General features: G+C 74.9%; 18 protein-coding genes and 2 tRNA genes. 12 read left to right on the top strand and 8 right to left on the bottom strand.

All coding sequences use genetic code 11. From position 1 onward, the window contains the following. Positions 1–27 precede the first annotated feature (27 nt). Positions 28–897 carry a spermidine synthase gene (locus ACZ3KJ_RS00855; RefSeq protein WP_467523586.1) on the bottom strand — a complete coding sequence of 290 codons (870 nt, stop codon included), beginning with the start codon at positions 895–897 and terminating at the stop codon, positions 28–30. 58 nt (positions 898–955) lie between these two features. Then, positions 956–1,342: a hypothetical protein gene (locus tag ACZ3KJ_RS00850; RefSeq protein WP_467523585.1), complete on the bottom strand. Its 387-nt coding sequence runs from the start codon at positions 1,340–1,342 to the stop codon at positions 956–958. Between the two features lie 269 nt (positions 1,343–1,611). Here ACZ3KJ_RS00850 and ACZ3KJ_RS00845 point away from each other — a divergent pair, with 269 nt between their 5' ends. Then, complete coding sequence (locus ACZ3KJ_RS00845; protein ID WP_467523584.1) at positions 1,612–3,027, top strand: hypothetical protein; 1,416 nt, start codon at positions 1,612–1,614, stop codon at positions 3,025–3,027. A gap of 331 nt (positions 3,028–3,358) precedes the next feature. Here ACZ3KJ_RS00845 and ACZ3KJ_RS00840 read toward each other — a convergent pair whose 3' ends face one another. Next, positions 3,359–3,958, bottom strand: a complete 600-nt coding sequence (locus ACZ3KJ_RS00840) for a histidine phosphatase family protein (protein WP_467523583.1) — start codon at positions 3,956–3,958, stop codon at positions 3,359–3,361. A 213-nt stretch (positions 3,959–4,171) separates the two neighbouring features. On the opposite strand from ACZ3KJ_RS00840, the gene ACZ3KJ_RS00835 reads away from it, so the two are divergent. From ACZ3KJ_RS00835 to ACZ3KJ_RS00805, 7 genes are all read left to right on the top strand, one after another. After that, positions 4,172–5,146 (top strand): phosphatase PAP2 family protein, encoded by a 975-nt coding sequence (locus tag ACZ3KJ_RS00835; protein ID WP_467523582.1) that lies wholly within the window; start codon positions 4,172–4,174, stop codon positions 5,144–5,146. Further along, positions 5,097–6,218 carry a hypothetical protein gene (locus ACZ3KJ_RS00830; protein WP_467523581.1) on the top strand — a complete coding sequence of 374 codons (1,122 nt, stop codon included), beginning with the start codon at positions 5,097–5,099 and terminating at the stop codon, positions 6,216–6,218. The genes ACZ3KJ_RS00835 and ACZ3KJ_RS00830 overlap by 50 nt, the downstream gene beginning before the upstream one ends. Continuing rightward, on the top strand, positions 6,209–7,807 hold the full coding sequence (locus ACZ3KJ_RS00825) for a hypothetical protein (RefSeq protein ID WP_467523579.1): 1,599 nt from the start codon (positions 6,209–6,211) through the stop codon (positions 7,805–7,807). Before ACZ3KJ_RS00830 ends, ACZ3KJ_RS00825 begins: the two co-directional genes overlap by 10 nt. Next, positions 7,804–9,144, top strand: a complete 1,341-nt coding sequence (locus ACZ3KJ_RS00820) for an AAA family ATPase (RefSeq protein WP_467523578.1) — start codon at positions 7,804–7,806, stop codon at positions 9,142–9,144. Before ACZ3KJ_RS00825 ends, ACZ3KJ_RS00820 begins: the two co-directional genes overlap by 4 nt. Positions 9,145–9,697: 553 nt before the next feature. Then, positions 9,698–10,066: a hypothetical protein gene (locus ACZ3KJ_RS00815; protein WP_389512774.1), complete on the top strand. Its 369-nt coding sequence runs from the start codon at positions 9,698–9,700 to the stop codon at positions 10,064–10,066. A 173-nt stretch (positions 10,067–10,239) separates the two neighbouring features. Beyond that, a complete protein-coding gene (locus ACZ3KJ_RS00810; RefSeq protein ID WP_467523577.1) occupies positions 10,240–10,857 on the top strand; it encodes a bifunctional DNA primase/polymerase in 618 nt (205 codons plus the stop codon). Continuing rightward, positions 10,848–10,921: transfer RNA gene (locus ACZ3KJ_RS00805), tRNA-Lys, on the top strand. The genes ACZ3KJ_RS00810 and ACZ3KJ_RS00805 overlap by 10 nt, the downstream gene beginning before the upstream one ends. Before the next feature lie 79 nt (positions 10,922–11,000). Here ACZ3KJ_RS00805 and ACZ3KJ_RS00800 read toward each other — a convergent pair. Then, a complete protein-coding gene (locus tag ACZ3KJ_RS00800; protein ID WP_467523576.1) occupies positions 11,001–12,293 on the bottom strand; it encodes a M6 family metalloprotease domain-containing protein in 1,293 nt (430 codons plus the stop codon). Between the two features lie 285 nt (positions 12,294–12,578). Here ACZ3KJ_RS00800 and ACZ3KJ_RS00795 point away from each other — a divergent pair, with 285 nt between their 5' ends. Further along, on the top strand, positions 12,579–14,489 hold the full coding sequence (locus tag ACZ3KJ_RS00795) for a putative bifunctional diguanylate cyclase/phosphodiesterase (RefSeq protein WP_467523575.1): 1,911 nt from the start codon (positions 12,579–12,581) through the stop codon (positions 14,487–14,489). Here ACZ3KJ_RS00795 and ACZ3KJ_RS00790 read toward each other — a convergent pair. Together ACZ3KJ_RS00790 and ACZ3KJ_RS00785 are read right to left on the bottom strand one after the other, a co-directional pair. Continuing rightward, positions 14,468–15,541: an LLM class flavin-dependent oxidoreductase gene (locus tag ACZ3KJ_RS00790; protein ID WP_467524774.1), complete on the bottom strand. Its 1,074-nt coding sequence runs from the start codon at positions 15,539–15,541 to the stop codon at positions 14,468–14,470. The two genes, ACZ3KJ_RS00795 and ACZ3KJ_RS00790, sit on opposite strands and share 22 nt — an antisense overlap. Before the next feature lie 449 nt (positions 15,542–15,990). Further along, entirely contained in the window at positions 15,991–16,722 is a 732-nt protein-coding gene (locus ACZ3KJ_RS00785; RefSeq protein WP_467523574.1) for a maleate cis-trans isomerase family protein, read from the bottom strand. 325 nt (positions 16,723–17,047) lie between these two features. Here ACZ3KJ_RS00785 and ACZ3KJ_RS00780 point away from each other — a divergent pair, with 325 nt between their 5' ends. From ACZ3KJ_RS00780 to ACZ3KJ_RS00770, 3 genes are all read left to right on the top strand, one after another. Further along, positions 17,048–17,998: a D-2-hydroxyacid dehydrogenase gene (locus ACZ3KJ_RS00780; protein WP_467523572.1), complete on the top strand. Its 951-nt coding sequence runs from the start codon at positions 17,048–17,050 to the stop codon at positions 17,996–17,998. A gap of 372 nt (positions 17,999–18,370) precedes the next feature. Next, positions 18,371–19,123: an IclR family transcriptional regulator gene (locus ACZ3KJ_RS00775; RefSeq protein WP_389512795.1), complete on the top strand. Its 753-nt coding sequence runs from the start codon at positions 18,371–18,373 to the stop codon at positions 19,121–19,123. A 168-nt stretch (positions 19,124–19,291) separates the two neighbouring features. Then, positions 19,292–19,365, top strand: a tRNA-Lys gene (locus ACZ3KJ_RS00770). A gap of 53 nt (positions 19,366–19,418) precedes the next feature. Here ACZ3KJ_RS00770 and ACZ3KJ_RS00765 read toward each other — a convergent pair. Together ACZ3KJ_RS00765 and ACZ3KJ_RS00760 are read right to left on the bottom strand one after the other, a co-directional pair. After that, positions 19,419–20,024: a lytic polysaccharide monooxygenase auxiliary activity family 9 protein gene (locus ACZ3KJ_RS00765; protein WP_389512799.1), complete on the bottom strand. Its 606-nt coding sequence runs from the start codon at positions 20,022–20,024 to the stop codon at positions 19,419–19,421. A 155-nt stretch (positions 20,025–20,179) separates the two neighbouring features. Further along, positions 20,180–21,292, bottom strand: a complete 1,113-nt coding sequence (locus ACZ3KJ_RS00760; protein ID WP_467523570.1) for an SPFH domain-containing protein — start codon at positions 21,290–21,292, stop codon at positions 20,180–20,182. Positions 21,293–21,547: the final 255 nt, after the last annotated feature.

Here is a 21,547-nt window from a genome sequence, read left to right as displayed (position 1 = left end):
GCGCCGCCGGACCGGCCGGGCCCGGTCCTACCGGAACGCGTCGGGCGGTGGGGCCGGTGACGCCACCGCCGAGGCGTCGACGACCGGGGCGGCGCCGCCGGTGAAGTCGGTGAGCGCCCTGCCGTGCTCGACCCGGCCGGGGTGCGGGTCGGAGGCGGCGCGGCGGGTCAGTTCGGCGACCGGGAGGGGGAGGTCGCAGGCGACGAGGACGGCGTTGCCGAACCGCTTGCCGCGCAGCACGGTCGGGTCGGCGACGAGGGCGAGTTCCGGGAAGCGGGCGGCGGCGGTGGCGATCTGGCCGCGCAGGTGGGCGAGCGGGGGGCCGTCGGCGAGGTTGGCGGCGTAGAGCCCGCCGGGCCGGAGCGCCCTGCGGACCTCGTCGAGGAACTCGGTGGAGGTCAGGTGGGCGGGGGTGCGGGCGCCGCTGAACACGTCGGCGATGACGAGGTCGGCCCACCCCTCGGGCACCTTGAGCAGTCCCTCACGGGCGTCGACGGACCTGACCCGGATCCGGGCGCCGGGGTCCAACGGCAGCTCCCGGCGGACCAGTTGGACGAGTCGGGCGTCCCGCTCGACGACCTGCTGGGTGGAGCGGGGGCGGGTCGCGGCGACGTACCGGGCGAGGGTGAGGGCGCCACCGCCGAGGTGGACGACGTGCAGAGGCCTGCCGGGCGGTGCGGCGAGGTCGATGACGTGGCCGAGCCGTCGCTGGTATTCGAAGGAGAGGAACCGCGGGTCGTCGAGGTCCACGTGCGACTGCGGGGCGCCGTCGACGAGGAGGGTCCAGGCCCTCGTCCGGTCCCGGTCGGGTACGAGCTGTGCGAGGCCGCCGTCGACGGCCTCGGCCACGGTGGCCTCGGTGTCCCGCCCGCGCCGGGGGTTCCTGGACTTTCCCATGCGGGCATTTTCGCAGCCGGGTCAGGGCCGCGCCGACCGCGGACGCCCCCATGACCGCCTACCGGCACGCGTCCGCCGCCTCGATCGTGCGGGCCGCTTCCCCCAGCGCGCGCCGCAGCACCGCCGGGGGGTGCGTCGCGACGTCGGCCTCGCCGGGTGGGACCAGCCAGTCCGAGCCCTCCACCGGGGGCTCGGGGTCGAGTCTCAGTCCCCGCCCCTCGGTCTCCGTACAGGTGCTTCCCGGGACGTCCCAGGCCGCCGCGGTGCCCGGCGGCACGAGGAAGGCGAGGGTGTCGCCCCCGTCGTGGAGCACGGGCCCCACCCCGTCCCCCGCGGCCCGGCGCAGGATGTCGACCGCCTCCAGCCCGTGCCGGGTCGGCACCGTCACCAGGTCACAGGCCGTCACCGACGGCGTACAAGGATCGTTGCTCTGGCTGGTCACCATGCCGGCCTCCACCGCGCAGCCCTCTTGCAGTCCGCAGTGGTCAACGCGTCACACCGTCAACGGCTACGGCGGAAGTCCGCCGCAAAGGATGGCAGTTCATGGCAGATCGGGGATGGGATATCCGGTTTGTAGCCAAACACTGCGTGGCGGCACAGCAACAGCAGGTACGTTCTTGCCCGCTGGAGACCGGGGTGAGCGCCGCCGCGAAGAGGCGGTCGGTCCACCGGGGATCCGGCATGGTTCGACGGTTCGCACGAGAGGACCCGGCCATGGCGTCGTCAACGGTGCCCCCACCCCGGCCCAACCGGCCCCCACGGCCCAATCTCGCTTTCCGGCACCTGCGCGGACAGCGTTCGCCGGCCGAGTTCGCCGCGCTGGTACGGCGGGCCGCGCGGGAGATCGGCGAGGGGGTCAGCTGTGACGCGCGTTACATCGGCCGGGTCGAGGCGGGGGAGATCCGTTGCCCCAACTACGCGTACGAACGGGTGTTCCTGCACATGTTCCCCGGCCGCACGCTCACCGATCTGGGGTTCGCGCCCCGCTCGTCCGTACGCGGGCGAGGGGCACGGACGACCGAGGACACGCCGTGCGTGGATGAGACGCACGGGGTGTCCGAGCCGTATGACCCGCAGGACACGTACGACACGCACCACAACCACGAGGAGAGCGACGTGCTGCGTCGCGCATTCATGACCGGCGGAGGCGCCACTGTGGCCGCCGCCTCGCTGGGGCCCCTGGGGCTCGCCCTGGACGCGTCGGCGGCCGAACGGCCCACGCGCCGTGTCGGGGCGGGCGAGGCGAGCGCCCTCGAAGAAGCGGTCCGCAGGATCCGGCTGCTGGACGACCGGCACGGCGCCGACGGCCTCTACCGGCGCGCGGCGGCACCGCTGCGCGCCGCGTACGCGCTACTGGACGCCGGCACCACCCGGCAGGCGACCGCCGACCGGCTCCACTCGGGCGCCGGGGAGCTCGCCATCTCGGTGGGCTGGCTGGCGCACGACTCGGGGCGTTTCGACGACGCGCGCTCCCACTACGCGGAGGCCCTCGCCACCGCCCGGACGGCCGGGGACGAGGCGCTGGAGGCGCACGCCTTCTGCAACACGGCCTTCCTCGCGCGGGACTCGGGCCGGCCGCGCGAGGCCGTACGCGCCGCGCAGGCCGCCCAGCGCGTCGCGCGGCCCCTCGGCTCGGCCCGGCTGATGTCGCTGCTCGCGCTGCGCGAGGCGGGCGGCTGGGCCGGGCTCGCCGACCGCGCCGGCTGCGAACAGGCCCTCGCGCGGGCGCAGGCCCTCTACGGGCGGGGCTCCTCGGACGCCGACCCCGAGTGGATGAGCTTCTACGGCGAGGCCGAGCTGGAGGGGCTGGAGGCGCAGTGCTGGTCCACCCTGGGCGACTGGCCGCGCGCGGCCCGGCACGCCCGGCGGGCGGCGCAGCTCCAGGACCCCCACTTCACGCGGAACATCGCCCTCTACACGGCGGAGCTGGCGGACGATCTCGCGCGCGGAGGACGGCCGGACGAGGCCGCGGCGGCGGGGATGCGGGTGCTGGACCTGCTGGGGCAGGTCCAGTCGTCGCGGATCCAGACGATGCTGGCGGGCACGGCACGGGTACTGCTGCCGCACCGGCGGGCCTCGGGGGTGTCGGAGTTCCTGGAACGGCACGCCTCCGCGCCCCGCACGGTGTAGCGCCCTACGCGGGGTAATGCGCCGCGGGTGCAGCGCCCCGCGCGGGGTAACGCCCCGCGGGTGCAGCGCCCCGCGCGGGATAACGCCCCGCCGGTGTAACGCCCCGCGCGGTCCGGTCGTCCGGGAACCGCGCCTCGTCGGACCCAGGTGACGGCGACCGGCCGTCGGCCCGCGCGGCAGGCACCGTGTCGCCGGCCCCACTCGGCAGGCACCGTGTCGTCGGCCCCGCGTGACGGGGACCGGTCGCCGGACCCGCGCGGCACGCCGCCCCCGCACGTCGGAGGACGACCGGGTGACCGCGTCGCCGCCGGGCGACGACACGGTTGCCGGATCAGTCCGCGGTCAGGTGCCCGCGGTCGTTCCAGCTCTCGATCGCCGGTTCCCCGTAGGCCCAGCCGAGGACCGACAGCGACGTCGGGTACAGCCGTATCCGTGCCGCGAAGTCCAGCGGCAGCCCCAGCCAGCGCGCCCCGATCGACCGCAGGATGTGCCCGTGGGCGAAGACCAGCACGTCCCGGTCGGCGGACCGCGCCCACGCGACCACCTCGTCCGCGCGCGCGGTGACCTCGGCGAGGCTCTCCCCGTCGGGCACGCCGTCGCGCCAGATGAGCCAGCCGGGGCGGACGGCCTGGATCTCGGCGGGCGTCATGCCCTCGTAGGCGCCGTAGTGGAACTCCATGAGCGTGTCCCACGCGGTGGCCCGCTCGCCGAAGCCGGCCAGCTCGCACGTCTCCCGCGCGCGGGCCAGCGGGCTGGTGCGGACCTCGACGCCGGGGAGGCCGTCGAACGGCGCCCGGTGCAGCCGCTCGCCGAGCAGCTTGGCGCCCCGGCGGCCCTCCTCCAGCAGGGGGATGTCCGTCCTGCCGGTGTGCTTGCCGGACAGCGACCACTCGGTCTGTCCGTGCCGGGCCAGCAGGATGCGCGGTGCCATGGGGGACCTTTCCGGGGGTAACCCTGAGAGAACCAAGGGATGAGTCGACGGCGGAACCCCTCCATCATCGCTCACCCTGGAACAGGGCAACCCGGGGGGCGATCTCTGCGTCTTTGAGGGCCGGGGGCGTCCGGGGAGGGCGCGCGCTCACGCCGTAAAGTGGCACCTCCCGTGCCACTGCCGGCGCAGCGACGAGAAGGGGGAGGCGATCGGATGCCGCAGACCGAGTCACCGGGCACCGAGGCGGTCCCGCGGAGCCGGCTGCGCTGGTGGACCGAACTGCCGCTGATCCTGCTGGTGTACGCCTGCTACTCGGCCGGCCGGCTGCTCGCCCGGGGGGACGTCGGCACCGCCGTCGACCACGGTCTGGCGATCCTGCGCGTCGAGAAGTTCCTCCACATCAACGCCGAGCACCCGCTGAACCGCCTCTTCCGCAGCGAACCGTGGATCGGCGTGCCGGCGGACTTCTGGTACGCGTCGCTGCACTACCTGGTGACACCCGTGCTGCTGGTCTGGCTGTTCCGCTCACGCGCCGTGCACTACCGGGCGGCCCGCACCTGGCTGATGACGTCGACGTTCATCGGCCTGATCGGCTTCACCCTGCTGCCCACCTGCCCGCCCCGGCTGCTGGCCGCGGAGCACGGCTTCGTGGACACCATGGCCCAGTACAGCTCCTGGGGCTGGTGGGGCGGCGAGGCGAGCGCGCCGCGGGGGCTGGGCGGCATGACCAACCAGTACGCGGCGATGCCGAGCCTGCACGTGGGATGGGCGCTGTGGTGCGGGGTGATGCTGTGGCGCCACGGCGGCACACGGGCGGCGCGGGTGGCGGGTGTCGTCTACCCGCTGGTGACGACGATCGTGGTGATGGGCACCGCGAACCACTACTTCCTCGACGCGCTCGCGGGCGCCGCCGTGATGGGGGCGGGCCTGCTGCTGACGCCGCTGGTGCTGCGCCGCGCGGAGCGGATGCGGGCCTGGTACGTGTCCCGCGTACCGCGCCCCGCGGCACGGGTCCCGTCCGTCCCGGCGTCCTCCGGGGGCGCGGAGGCCCCGATTGTCAGTGGCGGATGCCAGACTTCCCCGGGTGAGCGAATTCCACGGCAGCGCGAGTCACGGTTCGGGCCCCCGGCCGAGCCGGGTGCCTCCCCCTCGGACGCGGGGGACGGCGCTCCGGCAGCGGCTCGCTGACCTGCGCGGTCCCGACGTACCCGCCAAGGCTCTGGACGCCCGGGCGCTCGCGGCGCTCGCCGCGAACCCGGGGTGCAGGCGGCGCGCGCTCCTCGACGGCGCCGGGGTGGACAAGGCGGCGCTGGCGGGCGCGCTGGGCTCGCCGTCGGCCTTCGGCCAGTCGCAGTTCGCCCTCACCCGGGGCAACGCGTTCGAGGCGAAGGTGAAGGCGGACGGCGGCGCGGAGCTGCTGCGCCTGGTGCACGAGAAGCTGGACCCGCGCGCCCCCGCGCCCACCGGGGCGAGCGTCCCCGACCTGTCGGCGGCCGGCCCCGAGGGCCGCACCGCCCGGACCGCGCTGGCGCTGCGCGAGGCCGCCGAGGCGGCCGGCACCTGGACCCTGCTCGACCACCCGATGCTCGCGCTCGACGTGGCCGGCTCCCCCGCCTTCCTCGAACCGGACGCGGTGGTGGTGCACCCGGACGGCGGCTGGACGGTCGTGGAGATCAAGTCGTTCCCGATGCTGGACGGGTCGGCGGACCCGGCGAAGGTCGGCGCGGCGGCCCGCCAGGCCGCGGTGTACGTGCTGGCGCTGGAGGAGGTCGCCGCCCGCCTCGACCCCGCGCCGCAGGTGCGCCACCGTGTCCTGCTGGTCTGCCCGAAGGACTTCTCCAACCTGCCCACCGCGTCCGCCGTGGACGTCCGCAAGCAGCGTGCGGTCACCGGCCGCCAGCTGTCCCGGCTCACCCGCATCCAGGACATCGCCGACGCCCTCCCGGAGGGCACCTGCTTCTCCCCCGAGCTGCCCGCCGAACAGCTCACGGCGGCGGTCGCGTCGGTCCCGGCGACGTACGCGCCCGAGTGCCTGGCCGCGTGCGAGCTGGCGTTCCACTGCCGCGACCGCTCCCGCGCGGCCGGTGCGGTGACCACGCTGGGCCGCCCCGTCCGCGCCGAGCTGGGCGGGCTGACGACGGTCGAGGAGGTGCTGGCGGCCGCGCGCGGGGAGACCGGCGATCCGGACGACCCGGCGGTGGCGGCCCTGCGCCGGGCGGCACGGTTGCGCAGTGAGGCCCTGGGGGCGATGTGTCGCTGATCGCCACGCTCGCCCGCCTCGAGGCCGTCGCCACCGGCCGGGCGCAGCCCGCCGCCACCATCCGCCACCGGCACCTGTCCGACCGTCCCATGGTGTTCGTGCCGCTGACCACCGCCGGTGAGGCCGGCGCCCCGCTGGGCGCGCTGGTCGGCACCGACCGGGACGCGCCGCGCCTGCTGGTCGTCCCGCAGCCGCGCGACCGCGACCTCAGGTTCGCGTTCCTCGCCGAGCTGGCCGACACCGTGCTGCCGTACATCGAGTCCTACGCCGACACCGTCGAGGCCGCCGAGCGCAACGAGACCGACCCGGAGACCGGCAAGCGCGTCAAGGTCGAGGTCGAGCTGTGCGCCGACGCGCCCCAGCTGATCGTCCCGAGCCGCGCCGGCGTCGACTTCGTCCGCCTGCTGGGCCGCTCCATGCGCTTCCGGCGTACGGCGGAGCAGGACCCCGAGACGCCGTACCCGGCGCCTGCGCGCGTGCCGCTGCTCGGGCGGTGGCTGACGCACTTCGGGGAGCGGGCCCGGGTGCCGGGGTCCTCGCTGCTGACGGCGCTGACGGAGGTGCTGGGCCGGCACTGGGCGACCGGGCAGTCCAGCCTGGAGGACCAGCACCTGGGGGCGCTGCTCGCCTGGATCGACCCGCCCGAGGGCGCCTCGGGCGCCGAGGCGGCGCTGCGGGCCGAACTGGCGCGCGACGCGGAGGGCCAGCTGCTGTGCCCGCCGGCCGGCCCGGCCACCGACCCGGCGTTCGACAACAAGCTGCTCGCCCCCGCCATCGAGCGCTACGACCGGGCGCGCGCCGCCCTGGCCGCCGCCGAGGACGGTCTCCAGGCCGACGACCGGCTCGGCGCGCTGACCGCCGCCGAGCGGGAGATCCGCGCCCTGGTCGAGAGCCGGACGCGGCCCACCTGGGACGCGGTGTGGCGCGGGCTGGACCTGCTGCGGACGCTGCCCGAGGGGGCGCACGTCGAGGAGCGGTGGACGCGGGACCGCTGGTCGTTCACCGGCCACCGCGACCGCGTCCTGGCCGGCGAGCCCCCGCAGCCGCGCCGCGACGACGCGGTCACCGCCGCCAACAAGCTCGCCACGCGCGAACGGGAACAGGCCCGGCTGGAGGCGCAGGAGGCACTCGACGACCCGCTGGTGATGGCGGGGCGGCGGCTGGCCGGGGAGGCGTTCGCGGGCGAGGTCGTCGACGTCGTCATGGCCTACAGCGAGGGCAGGCGGCCGAGTCCGCGTCCGCTGGTCACCGTGCGCACGGACGACCGGCCGCACCTCGGGGAGCGGGTGAAGGTGTTCCGGTCGCTGGGCGGCAAGCCGCAGGCGGCGGAGTTCGTCGAGCGGCAGGGCGAGGACGACGAGGGCCTGCTGGTGCTGCGGATCGTCGACAAGATGGGGCGCGGCAAGGAGCCGGAGAAGGGGTCGGTGCCCGAGAAGGGGGAGCGGGTGTGCTTCACCCTCTTCGAGCACGAGCAGCGCGGCGGCGCGAAGCTGCCCGACCCGGAGCAGACGCCGTGGACGCACGGCGGGCCGCCCGGGGAGCAGGCGCCGGAAGCGCCCGATTCCGTCACTCAGGAGGACGTGCTGTGACCACCCAGGCCGCGTTCGATCCCGGTACGGCCGCCGCCCGCGCGACCGACGCGATCCTCCACGACACGCTGCACGGCACGGCGCGCGGTGTGGTCGTGGACTCCCCGCCCGGCGCCGGCAAGTCCACGCTCGTCGTCCGCGCGGCGCTGGAACTGGCGGACGCCGGGCGCCCCCTGATGGTGGTGGCGCAGACCAACGCCCAGGTCGACGACCTGGTCCTGCGGCTCGCCGAGAAGAGCCCCGAGCTGCCGGTGGGCCGTCTGCACAGCAGCGACGCCGACGCGTACGACAAGGCGCTGGACGGCCTGGCGAACGTACGGAAGTCGGCGAAGGCGGCCGATCTGGCCGGGCTGCCCGTGGTGATCTCCACGGCGGCGAAGTGGGCGCACGTGAAGGTCGACGAGCCGTGGCGGCACGCGATCGTGGACGAGGCGTACCAGATGCGCTCGGACGGTCTGCTGGCCGTGGCGGGGCTGTTCGAGCGGGCGCTGTTCGTGGGCGATCCGGGGCAGCTGGACCCGTTCGCGATCGTGGGCAGCGAGCAGTGGGCGGGCCTGTCCTACGACCCGTCGGCGTCGGCGGTGACGACGCTCCTCGCCCACAACCCGCGGCTGCCGCAGCACCGGCTGCCGGTGTCGTGGCGGCTGCCGGCGTCGGCGGCCCCGCTGGTCTCGGACGCGTTCTATCCGTACACCCGGTTCCGCAGCGGCACCGGCCACGGCGACCGGCGTCTGTCCTTCGCCGTCCCGTCGGACGGCTCCGCCCCCGACCGGGTGATCGACGAGGCGGCGGAGTCGGGCTGGGGCCTGCTGGAGCTGCCCGCCCGCCACACGCCGCGCACGGACCCGGAGGCGGTCCGGGCGGTCGCGACGGTGGTACGGCGCCTGCTGGACCGGGACGGCGCGGCCGTCTCGGAGCGCTCCCCGGCCCCGACGCGGCTGACCGCCGACCGGGTCGCCGTCGGCACGGCCCACCGCGACCAGGCGGCGGCGGTCCGGGCGGCCCTCGCCGAGCTGGGCGTGGCGGACGTCATCGTGGACACGGCGAACCGGCTCCAGGGCCGGGAGTTCGACGTCACCGTCGTCCTCCACCCCCTCTCCGGCCGCCCCGACGCCACCGCCTTCCACCTGGAGACGGGCCGCCTGTGCGTCCTCGCCTCCCGGCACCGGCACGCGTGCGTCGTGGTGTGCCGGGCCGGGGTGGGCGACCTCCTGGACGACTATCCGTCGACGGAGCCGGTGCAGCTGGGGACGCTCGTGAAGTTCCCGGACGGCTGGGAGGCCAACCACGCGGTGCTGGCCCACCTGGCGGAACACCGCGTGACATGGCGACCGTGAGCCGCCCGGCGCCCCCGCCCGCAGACGCCCTGGCACCGGCCCCCCGGCACCGGACGCGCCTCGGCGGTACCGGCGGCCGGGCAGCTCCGGTGACTCCGGCTGCCGGGAGGCTCCGGCGACTCCGGCGGCCCCGGCGGTCCGGAGGCTCCGGCAGCCCCAGCCGCCCGGGAGCGCCAACGGACCGGGAGCCCGGCGGCCCCGACAGCCAGGCTGTCCGGCAGCCCGGCGACCCGGCAGCCCGACGGCCCAGCGACCCGACGGCCCAGCAGCCCAACGACCCAGCAGCCCAACGACCCAGCGACCCAGCGACCCAGCAGCCCAACGACCCAGCGACCCAGCGCCCCGCCCCGCGGCCGCGATGCATACCGTCCGGGCCACTGGGCAGCCAACCCCGCGGTGCCGGCGCGCCCGGGGGCCTCGGGTGTCCCGGGAACATCGTGCGCCCCGGGAGCCTTGAGAGTGCGGGGCCCCGGCCCCCTTGCGTGCCCGGGGGACAATGGAAGGTGGTCCGCTCACCGGTGGCGCCACCCCGACCGTACGAGGAGGAGAAGACATGGCGGAGCCCACGCCGCGTCGGAACCAACCGCGGCTACGCCCCGCGCCCCTGCTGTTCGAGCCCGCGGAAGCGGCAGGCGATCCGGAGCACTTCTTCGACCTGGAGTCGATCGACGACCCGGGGGCGCTGCTGGCGCGTGCCACGGAGCTGACGCTCGCCTTCCAGGCGGCGGCCGACCGGGCGGTGGAGTTCCAGGCCATGGCGGCGGCCCAGCTCGCCGATCCGCGGCGGTTCGACCGGCTGACGCCGGCCGACATCGCCGAGCGGGCCGAGTGGACCGAGGACTACGCGAAGAAGATGGTCGAGTTCGGGCGGGACCTGCTGAAGGGCGAGGTCGAAGGCCGGGAACACGTCGACCCCGTGTAGGGCACGGCCACCCGTCGGGCGGACGGCCCTCCCGCAGGACCGCACTCACCGACGTCACCCTCTGTAATCTTCTGGCATATGCCAGGCGCGTAAGATACCCGCTCCCGCCGCTCCTTGTCCCGATTTCCCCCAACCCGGGGAACCGGCTGCTCACGCCCGGTAGACCTGACGGCATGAGCAGCGCTTGGGACCCCCGCCTGACCGATCGCTCCGACGCCGCCGGAGTCACCGGAGTCACCGCCGACGGTGCCGCGTGGCTCGCCTCCGCCGGCACCTCCCCGCACGGCACGCTCGCCCTCTGGGCGGAACGGCCGCACGCCCCCGTGGTCCTGCCCTGCGGGTCCGTCTTCGACATCGTGAGCGCACCCGCGCTGTTCGGGCGGCTGATGCTGGACCGGCTGTGGGGCGAGGGCCCCGGCTCCGGACCGGTGGCCGCGTTCCGCGGGCGCACTCTGCTGTTCGCCACGCCGGGCACGGCCCGGCGGCTGCCCTCGCTGCTGGAGTGGGAGGAGTGGAGCGCCGACGGCCGCCCGGACGGCCGGACGAGCACCGTCCCGCCGCTGCTGTGCCACGGCACCGGCGACGCGGTGACCGTGCCGCCCCCGCTCACCTCCCCGCGGGACGCCGCCACCCGCTGGATGGTCGCCCCCGACACCCGGCACCCCTGGCTGCCGGGGCCCGAGATCCTGCTCTGGGCGGCCGTCCGGGCGGCCCGTTCGGCCGTGCGGATATCGATTTCTCACCCCGCCGACCAGGGTGCTAAGGTCTACGACGTCAGCAGGCGCCGCTAGCTCAGTTGGTTAGAGCAGCTGACTCTTAATCAGCGGGTCCGGGGTTCGAGTCCCTGGCGGCGCACGACACCGGAAGGCCCCTCGCAGCAGCGAGGGGCCTTCCGTCCGTTCCCCGCCGCCGCATCCGGGCGGCCACCGCCGGATCAGGCCGTGATGCTCATGGTCCACGCCCCCGTCACCGACCGCTCCTCCACGTCCACCCGCACGTCGTCCCCCGGCACCGTGAAACTCTCACCGACGGTGACCGGGGCGTCCGCGAGGGGCGGGTAGACCGAGTCCGCCCAGCAGGCCTCGGTACCCGGATGGGCGTCGACCACCTCGACCGGCCCCCGGCCCGACTCCGCGCCGCTGCGGACGCGGTAGACGAGGATCCCGGCACGGCAGGCGCCGTGGTCGTTGCCGATCGGACCGCGCACCTCGAAGGCGAGGGCGGTGTCGGTGCCCGTGCGGACGACCGCGAGCTTGGTGCCGTGCCCGAGCCCGAAGCCCGGCACACCGGGAATCCCGGCCACCGGCGTCCCCGCACCGGCGGCCAGCGGCTCCAGCGTGAGCCGGGCCGACGGCGCCCCCTCGGCCACGCACACCACCTGGCTCGGCTCCAGCCAGCCCAGCTTCCACTTGTGCCAGGCGAACAGATCCGGCGCCAGTCCGAACTGGCTGCCCATCAGGTCCCAGTCCCCGACGTGCGTGTCCCAGTCCCCCTTGCCGTCCGCCGGACGCCGGTAGAGGTCCGGCAGGTCGAAGACATGGCCGGTCTCATGCGCCAGGACGAGCCGGTCCGGCGGATGCTGCTCGAACACCGTGACGACACGCCGGATGTCCACGCCGTCGGCGTGCAGCGGCTCGTCCAGGTTGACGACCTTGGTGGCGTCGGAGTCCACACCGGGGGCGTCCGGATCGGCGACGAAGTAGACGACGTCGTAGCGGGAGAAGTCCACCTGGCCGTCGGCCGCGTCCAGCGCGTCGCGCAGATAGGTGGCGCGGTCCTCGGCGTTCCAGTCACGCTGTATGGCGTAGGCGGTGGACGGCTTCGGCATGCGGACCCACCGCTTCAGCGGATGCGCACGCAGGGTGAACCTGCCGTAGGAGGCCCGGTGGAAGTAGTCGCTGGTGACCGGGAAGTGGTCGGCGGCGAGTTCGGCGGGCGAGCTCATCGGGACCCAGTCCGGGAAGGACAGGAAGACCATCACCGCGTCAAGGGCGCGGTCCGGCCGCGGATAGGCGGTGTTCCAGGTGTCCAGTCCCTCCGAGTGGTGGGCGTCCGTGCGCTTGAGGGCGCAGGGCAGCGAGGAGAAGGGTTCGGCGACCGACGGGCCGGTGATCAGGGAGGTCGCGGCGAGCGCCGAGAGGGTCGTGAACACGGCCGCGGTGCTGCGCAGTCGGGGACGCGGGAGCTGTCGCGGCACGGAGACCTCCGGGAACGGTTCACGGGACACCGCACCCAGCCTGTGCAGATTTGTCGTACTACGCCCTGTTTATCTGCACCAGAAGAGTGAGACCCCGGAAACCGGGCATGAACCCCGACACCCCCGGAATACTCACGGAACGTCACAAGCGGTCGCCCGCTCGCAGAACCGTCCCGTGTGGGGGCAGAAACGATCTGTCAGAAAGGCGGGGTGTTCCGGGACACTGGGCAGTGGCTGCGCAAGTCCGGGGCCAGCCTCTATGATCGGCACACTTTCCTGGGCGGACAGAGATCGAGTGCACTGCGGGAGCGAGCGGTGAGCGGAACGTCCGAAGGGCCGACGCCCGCGGCAGACCTCGACCGGTCGGCCGTCACAGAGAGTGATCGTCAGGCTTCTCCTGGTACGGGAGCGCCGGAACACCGGGAAGGCGCGGACCTCACGGACGGTACGGCCGGCACGAGAACAGCAGGTGGGGACCGTCGCGACGGCCCTCCCCCGGCCTACCGTTCCGTCTTCGCCACCGCCCCCCTCGCCATGGCCGTCGTCGACCGCGAGGGTCTGGTCACCGACGCCAACCGGGCGCTCGGCGCGCTGCTGGCCGGGGGCCCCGAGGACCTGGTCGGGCGGGTGGCCGCCGATCTGCTGGACCTGGCCGCCGACGCCCGCACCTGGCACGCCTACCGCGAGGTGCTCCGCGGCCGCCAGGCCCGGCTGCGCTGCACCCGGCGGCTGAAGCAGCCCGACGGGCGCTCGCTGTGGGTGCAGATCACCGTCGCGCCGCTGGACGGCGACCCGGCCGGCGTCCTGCTGTCCGTCGCCGACATCAGCGTCCACCGCGACCTCCAGGCCCGGCTGCGCCACCTCCAGATGCACGACCCCGTCACCCGGCTGCCCAACCGCACCCTGTTCTTCGAGCGGGTGTCGGCGGCGCTGGAGGCGGAGTCGTACGACGACGGCGGGACCGGCCGGATCGGGCTGTGCTACCTGGACATCGACGGGTTCAAGGCGGTCAACGACACCCTCGGCCACCGGGTCGGCGACCGGCTGCTCGCCTCCGTCGCCGAGCGGCTGACGGCGTGCGCGCAGGAGGCCGGGCGGAACCGGCCGAGCGTACCGCTGGTGGCGCGGCTGGGCGGTGACGAGTTCGCGCTGCTGGTGGAGGACTCCACCGGCACCGAACAGCTCGCCGATCTCGCCGAGTCGGTGCTGAAGGCGCTCCAGGCGCCGTTCGACCTCGCGGGCCACCGGCTGAACGTCTCCGCGTCGATCGGGGTCGTCGAGCGGCACGCGGCCGGCACCACCGCCACCGGGCTGATGCAGGCCGCGGACACCACGCTGTACTGGGCGAAGGTGGACGGCAAGGACCGCTGGACGCTGTTCGACCCGGAGCGCAACGCCCACCTGATGACCCGCCAGGCCCTGGCGTCCACGCTGCGCCCCGCCATCGAGCGGGGCGAGTTCCGTCTGGAGTACCAGCCGCTGGTCGGCATGGCGGACGGGCGGCTGCGCGGGGTGGAGGCGCTGGTGCGCTGGGACCACCCCCGGTTCGGGCTGCTGCCGCCGAATCGGTTCGTCGCGCTGGCCGAGGAGGACGGCTCGATCGTGCCGCTCGGCCGGTGGGTTCTGGCCACCGCCTGCCGCCAGGCCCGCCGCTGGCAGCTGGAGCGTCCCGAGGAGCCGCCGCTGTTCGTCAGCGTCAACGTGGCGGTCCGTCAGGTGTGGGACTCCGACCTGGTGGCGGACGTGGCGGACATCCTCGACGAGACCGGACTGGCCCCGCACCTGCTCCAGCTGGAGCTGACGGAGTCCGCGGTGATGGGCTCGGCCGGGCGGCCGTTGCAGGCGTTGCAGGCGCTCAGCGACATGGGCGTGGGCATCGCCATCGACGACTTCGGCACCGGCTACTCCAACCTCGCCTACCTGAGCCGGCTGCCGGTGTCGGTGCTGAAGCTGGACGGGTCGTTCGTGCGCGGCTTCCAGTACGAGGGGGCCGGGGCGCCGCCCAACCCGGCCGACCAGGTGGTCGTCGAGGCGATGATCGACCTCGCGCACCGGCTGGGGCTGACCGTCACCGCCGAGTGCGTGGAGACGTCCGCGCAGGCCGGACGGCTGCGCAGCATCGGCTGCGACACCGGGCAGGGCTGGCTGTACTCCCGCCCGGTGTCCCCGGACCGCATCTCCGAGCTGCTGCTGGGTTCCGCGTCCTACGCGGTCGGCAACCCGTAGGCGTCGGCGACGAGTTCGTAGGAGCGCAGGCGCAGGGCGCCGCGGTGGGCGTGGCTGGTGAGCATCAGCTCGTCGGCGCCGGTGCGCTTGTGGAGGTCGTCGAGGCCGGAGCGGACCTCGTCGGCCGTGCCGTGCACGATGTTCGCGGTCCACGAGTCGACGAACTCGCGCTCCAGCGGGCTGAACGCGTACGCCTCCGCTTCCTCCGGCGAGGGGAACAGGCCGGGCCGGCCGGTGCGCAGGCGGAGCATGTTCACACCGGTGGCCAGGACCTGGCGGCGGGCCTCGCGCTCGTCGTCGGCGGCGAGCGCGGAGACGCCGATGAGGGCGTACGGCTCGTCGAGGACCGCCGACGGGCGGAAGTGCTCGCGGTAGAGGTCGAGCGCGGGGATGGTGTTCTGCGCGGAGAAGTGGTGCGCGAAGGCGAAGGGCAGTCCGAGCAGGGCCGCGAGGCGGGCGCTGAACCCGGAGGAGCCCAGCAGCCAGACCGGCGGGCGGTGCCGGGACTGCACGCCGCCGGGGGACGTGGCCTGGACCGGGCCGGGGACCGCGTGGATCCGGCGGTAGGGGTGGCCGTCGGGGAAGTCGTCGTCCAGGAAGCGGGTCAGCTCGGCGAGCTGCTCGGGGAAGTCGTCGGCGCCCTCGTGCAGCCGGTCGGTGCGGCGCAGGGCGGCGGCGGTGGCGCCGTCGGTGCCCGGGGCGCGGCCGAGGCCGAGGTCGACGCGGCCGGGGGCGAGCGCCTCCAGGGTGCCGAACTGCTCGGCTATCACCAGCGGCGCGTGGTTGGGCAGCATGACGCCGCCCGAGCCGAGCCGGATGCGCTCGGTGTGGGCGGCGAGGTGGGCGAGGATCACCGCGGGCGAGGAGGAGGCGACGCCGGGCATGGAGTGGTGCTCGGCCACCCAGTACCGGTGGAAGCCGCGCGCCTCGGCGAGCCGGGCGAGGCCGACGCCGGCGCGCAGGGCGTCGGTGGCGGTGCTGCCGGAGCCGACGGTGACCAGGTCCAGGACGGAGAGGGGGACGGGGGCGGTGCCGTGCGCCGTGCCGCGGATGCCGTCCGAGGGGCGGTCGGCCGTCGTGGGGGCGTCCGGGCGGGGCTCGTCCGCCGCCGGGTCGTCCGCACCGCGCACGGCTGCCCTGTGCACGGCCGCCACCGGGTCGCCCGCACCGCGCACGGCCGTCGCCGCGCCGTGCGGCGCGGTGCCGCCGTGCGGCGGCTCGTGTGCCGTGGTTCCGCGCGCCGCCGCGGTCTCCGCCGTCGGCTCGTGGGCCGTCGGCTTGTGGGCCGTCGGCTCGTGGGCCGTCGGCTCGTGCGCCGCGTTCCGGTGCGCCGTATTCTCGTCCGCCGCCTTCTCGTCCGCCGCCACGGGGTCCTCCTGTCCTCGGCCGCGCGCTGTCCTCGGACCACCAACAGGGGGGCGTTCCCGTTTGTTCCCACCGTTCCCGCCGTTCCCGCTGTTCCCGGCCGGGGCGTCGGTGGGGTCGCACGGGAGCCGATCGCTCACACCTGAACGATCGGCTCCCGGGTGAACAGTGCACCGAGGGCGGGCGCGTTCACCCTCCGGTCCGCCAGCCGCAGCGCCTCCCAGACGGTGACCTGGTGTGCGGTGAGGACCGGCTTGCCCAGCTCCTTCTCCAGGGCGGGCAGGGACGCGGCGGTGTGCAGGGCGGTGTCGGGCAGCAGGACCGCGTCCGCGCCGGGGTCGTCGGCCGCGCGGGCCAGCGCGAGCACCTCGGCCTCGCCCCAGGTGCCCACCTCGGCGGCCGCGACGGTCCCGGAGCCGTGGACGCCCGTCACCTCCAGGCCGCCGGCGCGCAGGAACGCGGCGAACAGGCCGGCTATGTCGTCCGGGTAGGTCGCGCCGACGGCGACCCGGGCCGCCGCGATCTCCTGGGCGGCGTGCACGAAGGCGAAGGAGGTCGAGGAGGCCGGCAGTCCGGCGGCGCGGGCCAGGCCGCGCACCTGTTCCTGGGCGCCCTCCCAACCGTGCACGAAGCCCCCGCCGGCATCCGCCCACACGACGGCCTCGGCGCCCGACAGCCGCAGCCGCTCCACGCCCGCCGCGAGCCGTTCGGGCGTGCCCGTCCGCCGTGGCGCGTCGGCGCCGGGGGCGTCCTCGCCGATGTCCGTGTGGACCACCTCCACCCGGATGTCGCTGCCGAGGAGCTGCTCGATCCGGGGGTAGTCGTCCTCGGCGGAGTGGCCCGGGTAGAGGACTCCGAGTGCGGTCATGTCCAGCCTTCCTGCTGTCTTCCGGCAGTACGGGGGGCCACTGCCGCGCCCCCTCCTCCAGCAGAGCCCGGTACGGCCCCACGGCTCGGGTACCCATTCGGCGCAGCGCCGCCCCCGTCGTCACCTGGTTGGCCGAGATGACCGGTATGCGCAGCTCCGCCTCCGGTCGGGGAGGTCGTGTTGACGACGGTGGGTCCGGGTGCGAACGTGGTCGGTCCGCGCTCGTCGGCCCCTTGTGTCCCGGACGCCGGGCAGTGGCCGCGCACGTCCGCAGGCTCGGCGCCGCCGTCCGTGTCACGTCCTGCCGGAGGAAGGGGCTCCCCGGATGTCCGCCGTCCCCACGCTCCTCGTCCTCGACGCCGATCCCCCGCCCCGGCTCGGCCGGCTCACCGGGCGGGCGGCGGTGGTGCGTACCGACGGGGCCGGGCTCGCGGCGCGGCTGCCGGAGGCGGACGTGCTGCTGGTGTGGGACTGCGCCTCGCACGCGGTACGGGCCGCCTGGCCGGGCGAGGGGCCGCGGCCGCGCTGGGTGCACACGGCGAGCGTGGGCGTGGACCATCTGATGTGTCCGGAGCTGGCCGCGTCGGACACGGTGGTGACGAACGCGCGGGGCGTCTTCGACGAGCCGGTCGCCGAGTACGTGGCCGCGCTGGTCCTGGCGATGGCGAAGGACCTGCCGGGCACCTGGGAGCTCCAGCGGCGGCGCGAGTGGCGGCACCGGGAGGGCCTCGGGGTCGCGGGCACGCGTGCCGTGGTGGTCGGCTCGGGGCCGGTCGGCCGGGCGGTCGCCCGCCGGCTGAAGGCGCTGGGGGTGGCGACGGCGGTCGTCGGCCGGGTCCCGCGCACCGGCGTCCACGGCCCCGACGACCTGGACCGCCTGCTGGCCCGCGCCGACTGGGTGATCGCGGCGGCCCCGCTCACCGAGCGGACGCACGGCATGTTCGACCTGCGCCGGTTCGGCGTGATGCAGCCCTCCGCCCGGTTCGTGAACGTCGGCCGGGGACAGCTCGTCGTCGAGGACGCGCTCGTCCACGCGCTGGAGCGACGGTGGATCGCGGGTGCCGCCCTGGACGTCCTCACGACCGAACCCCTGCCCGCGGACAGCCCGTTGTGGCAGGTCCCGGGGCTGCTGCTGTCCCCCCACATGAGCGGGGACACGGTCGGCCGGCGGGACGAACTCGGCGCGCAGTTCGTGGAGTTCTACGAGCTGTGGGCGGCGGGCCGGCCGCTGCGGAACGTGGTCGACAAGCAGCGCGGGTACGTACCCGGGCCCTGAACATCCGGGGCGCATAACCCGGTTGGTCTCGGGTAGCCGCGCCGCCATGGCTCCACCGAACAGGCACGTCAGACAGAACGCACGCACACCGAGGCCCACCCGTCGGTCGCTGCTCGCGGGGGTGGCGGCGCTCGGCGCACTGGGCGCGGCCGGCCGTACCGGCGGGTCACCGGGGCGGCGCAATCTCGCCGACAGCCCCGCGCCACCGCACCCCCGGCCGTTATCGTGGAGGGTGGTTCGCCGTCCGGATCACGGCCAGAGAAGCGACCGCAGGGGGAAGACCGTGGCGCTGCTGTGTCATCCCGGGGGACACCCCCCGGACCCCCGGCCCAAGCCGCACGACCCCAGGACGTCAACGCGAGGGGGCCCGTCATGAGGCTCGAGCCGACCACTCCGCTCCACTCGGCCCAGGACGCCCTGCGTGTCCTGGAGACGGTGGCCCGGCACGCCGCCGGCGTCACCGACACCGAACTCGCCCGCCGGACCGGCTTCGGCACGGCACGGCTGCACCCCCTCCTGCGGCTGCTGCGCCGCGAGGGATACGTCGAGCAGACCGCCGACGGCGCGTACGTCACGGGCGACGCGCTGACCCGCCTGGGCTCCGCGCACCGGCGCGAGCAGGCCCTGCGCGACAAGCTCCAGCACACCCTGGACCGGCTGCGCGACTCCGTCGGCGCCGCCGTCTACATCAGCCGGTACGTCGACGGCGAGGTCACCATCACCCAGTACGCCGACAGCCCGGCCACGCCCGCGGTCAACGAGTGGGTCGACTTCCGCTCCTCCGCCCACGCCACCGCGCTCGGCAAGAGCCTGCTCGGCCAGCTCGACCACAACGGCCGCCGCGACCACCTCTCCCGGCACAAGATGGCCCGCCTCACCTCGCACACCATCACCAGCGACAAGCTGCTCCTCTCCCGTCTGGAGGCCCAGCCTCCCACGGTCCCGGTCCTCGACCTCCAGGAGTACGCCGTGGGCACGGTCTGCGCGGCCGTCCCGATCACCGCCGGGACCACCGCCGGCTGCCTGGCGCTCTCCCTGCCCGTCGAACACGCCCACCGGCTCCGCCACGCCGCCGACACCCTGAACCGCAACGCGACGCCCGTGCTGCTGTCCCTGGCGATCTAGCACCCCGGCCGGGGCGGCCCCCGGCCCGTGGCTCCCCGGCCGGTAGCGGATCCGGCCGGTAGCGGCTCCCGCCAGTGGCGGCCCCCGGCCGGTGGTCGGGAGCACCCCCGCGGACCAGGTAGTATTTTCTTCGTCGCCGGCCGCCGAGAGGCGGAGGGCGAGAGTCATGCGCCGCTAGCTCAGTTGGTTAGAGCAGCTGACTCTTAATCAGCGGGTCCGGGGTTCGAGTCCCTGGCGGCGCACCGGTGAAGGGCTCCTCGTGAGGAACGAGGAGCCCTTCGGCGTTCCCCGGTACTCAGAACGTGACGTCCGAGCAGGCGTAGAACGCGTTGCCCGTGTCCGCGATCGTCCACACCGCGAGGACGACGTGGTGCCCGCTCAGACCCGACGGCAACTGGCCGGTGTGCGAGAGCGTGGACGGCGGGCGCTGGCCGTTGTACGGCACCGTGAAGAACGGCGTGAGTTCGAGGTCCGAGCGGGCGAGGGCGTGGTTCTGGTTCCAGCCCTGCTTGGTGAGGTAGTACCGGAAGTCGGTGGTGGCGTGTATCGCCGTGAACTGCCACCGGAACGTGTAGGCCTGGCCTCCCGTCACCTGGGTCGTGGGCCAGGCGGCGCCGTCCGGCCGGGTGGGCGAGTCGAGCGAGGCGAACTGGGTTTTCCCGGCGGAACAGAGCTGCCCGTCGGCCGGCCCGGAGGCCGGGAAGCCCTTGGCGCCCTCGACGCTCTGCGGCTCCCACTGGATGCTGCCGCAGCCCGTCACGGTGCCGTTCTGGCAGAGCTTCTGCCTGCTGACGGGGAGGTCGGTGTAGCCGTGGCCGCTCGCGCCCCCGGCGGAGAGCACGAAGGCTCCCGCCGTGGTGAGCCCGAGCGCGGCGGCGTACCACTTGCTCTTTTTGCGCATGCTGCCGCTCCTGGAGAACGTGGGGAGTTCGGTGAGGTTTCGGCGCGCCGTGCGTGCAGGTCTAGACCAAGTCTGAGGTTATGGCCGTTCCATGAACATGTCCATACCAATGGGGTGCCGATCCGGGGATCCGGGGGATCGGATCCGACGGGCCGTCAGGGCGACTGCTCGCCGCGTCCCGCGCAGAACGCCACGGTCAGGTCCTTGACCAGCGCCTTGCGCTCGTAGTCGTCCAGTTCCACCAGCCCGCGCATGGTCAGCCGGGTCACCGTGTCCTCCACCGAGTCCACGACCGAGGTGAGCACGGTCGCCCGGTGCTGGGCGTCGAGCGCGGCGATCCGGCGGCGGTGCATCGCGGGGGCGACCTCCGGGGCGTACTCGACGCGCACCGGCTGCACCGAGTACACCTCCAGGCCGATCGCGCCCGCGTCCCGCGCCACCCGCCGGGTCAGCGCCTCCCCGGTCGCCTCGACCGAGAACCGCACCGAGCCGGGCGTCTCCACCGGGATCCGGGCGAAGGCCGCCTCGACGCACTCGCGCAGGTACGTCTCGTGGTCCTCCACCCCGAGCGTGGCCCGGGCCGTGTCCCGCACCCGCCACACCACCAGCGCCACCACCCGCAGCGCCATCCCGTTGCCGTCGGCCGCCGGCATCGGCTCGCTGCGCCAGTGCCGCAGCCGTACGTCCGCCCGGCGGCGCAGCAGCAGCGGGTTGACCCACAGCAGCCCGGTGCGCCGGACCGTCCCCCGGTAGCGGCCGAACAGTTCGAGCACCCAGGCGTGCCCGGTCCGGCCCCGGGCGAGCCCGCCGAGGCCGAACACCCCGAGGGCGCCCGCCCCCGCGTACGCCGCCCACTGCGCCGGACCGAGACCGGCACCGGCGTACGCGGGCAGGCGCAGCGCCCCCGTCACCAGCGGCGGCAGGATCCCGGCCCACCACGAGGTGGCCACGCAGCCGGCCGCCCCGCACAGCCCGGCGGCCACGCCCGCCGCGCCGGGCAGCACCCGGGCGGGCCGCTCCACCAGCGCGGGGTCGACCTCCGCCATCGGGCGGGGCTTCACGGCCGCGGGCCGCCGCAGACGCGGCTGCTCCCCCGTGCCCGTCCGGCTCCCCACCACGGCGGGGCCGAGCGGCACCGGCCGCGGCTCGGGCTCGTCCCGGAACAGCAGGTGGACGGGGATCTCGGTGGTCGCCTCGTTCTGGATGAGCCGCGCGGGCGGCCGGGACGGGCCCTCGTGCTCGGGCGTGTGAGAAGTGGTCGTGCTCATTGCGTGCCTCCAGCCTCCGCGCCAGATACGCCATGACAGTGAAAGAACCGTTACTGCGGGCCGGGGACCGGCCCGGTCTCAGTTCCGGGCCGGGGCCCGGTCCCCGGCCCGGAACCGAGACCGGGACGGCGGGTCGGGGGTCGGGGCCCGGCGCCCGCGAGCCGAGGACCCGGGACCGGGGTGCGGGGCCCCGAGGTCCGGGGCCCGCGGGGTGGGGACCGGAGACCGGGGCCGGCGAGCCGAGGACCGGAGACC

The sequence above is a fragment of the Streptomyces sp. NPDC003248 genome, from assembly GCF_055563235.1.
The sequence above is the reverse complement of the archived record's forward strand: the minus strand, read 5'-3'. Positions and strand labels throughout refer to the sequence as shown.

Bases quoted from the DNA above. Each gene is read 5' to 3' on its own strand.
- ACZ3KJ_RS00855 (WP_467523586.1), bottom strand. From the start codon at position 897: ATGGGAAAGTCCAGGAACCCCCGGCGCGGGCGGGACACCGAGGCCACC.
- ACZ3KJ_RS00850 (WP_467523585.1), bottom strand. From the start codon at position 1,342: ATGGTGACCAGCCAGAGCAACGATCCTTGTACGCCGTCGGTGACGGCC.
- ACZ3KJ_RS00845 (WP_467523584.1), top strand. From the start codon at position 1,612: ATGGCGTCGTCAACGGTGCCCCCACCCCGGCCCAACCGGCCCCCACGG.
- ACZ3KJ_RS00840 (WP_467523583.1), bottom strand. From the start codon at position 3,958: ATGGCACCGCGCATCCTGCTGGCCCGGCACGGACAGACCGAGTGGTCG.
- ACZ3KJ_RS00835 (WP_467523582.1), top strand. From the start codon at position 4,172: ATGCCGCAGACCGAGTCACCGGGCACCGAGGCGGTCCCGCGGAGCCGG.
- ACZ3KJ_RS00815 (WP_389512774.1), top strand. From the start codon at position 9,698: ATGGCGGAGCCCACGCCGCGTCGGAACCAACCGCGGCTACGCCCCGCG.
- ACZ3KJ_RS00810 (WP_467523577.1), top strand. From the start codon at position 10,240: ATGAGCAGCGCTTGGGACCCCCGCCTGACCGATCGCTCCGACGCCGCC.
- ACZ3KJ_RS00785 (WP_467523574.1), bottom strand. From the start codon at position 16,722: ATGACCGCACTCGGAGTCCTCTACCCGGGCCACTCCGCCGAGGACGAC.
- ACZ3KJ_RS00780 (WP_467523572.1), top strand. From the start codon at position 17,048: ATGTCCGCCGTCCCCACGCTCCTCGTCCTCGACGCCGATCCCCCGCCC.
- ACZ3KJ_RS00775 (WP_389512795.1), top strand. From the start codon at position 18,371: ATGAGGCTCGAGCCGACCACTCCGCTCCACTCGGCCCAGGACGCCCTG.
- ACZ3KJ_RS00765 (WP_389512799.1), bottom strand. From the start codon at position 20,024: ATGCGCAAAAAGAGCAAGTGGTACGCCGCCGCGCTCGGGCTCACCACG.
- ACZ3KJ_RS00760 (WP_467523570.1), bottom strand. From the start codon at position 21,292: ATGAGCACGACCACTTCTCACACGCCCGAGCACGAGGGCCCGTCCCGG.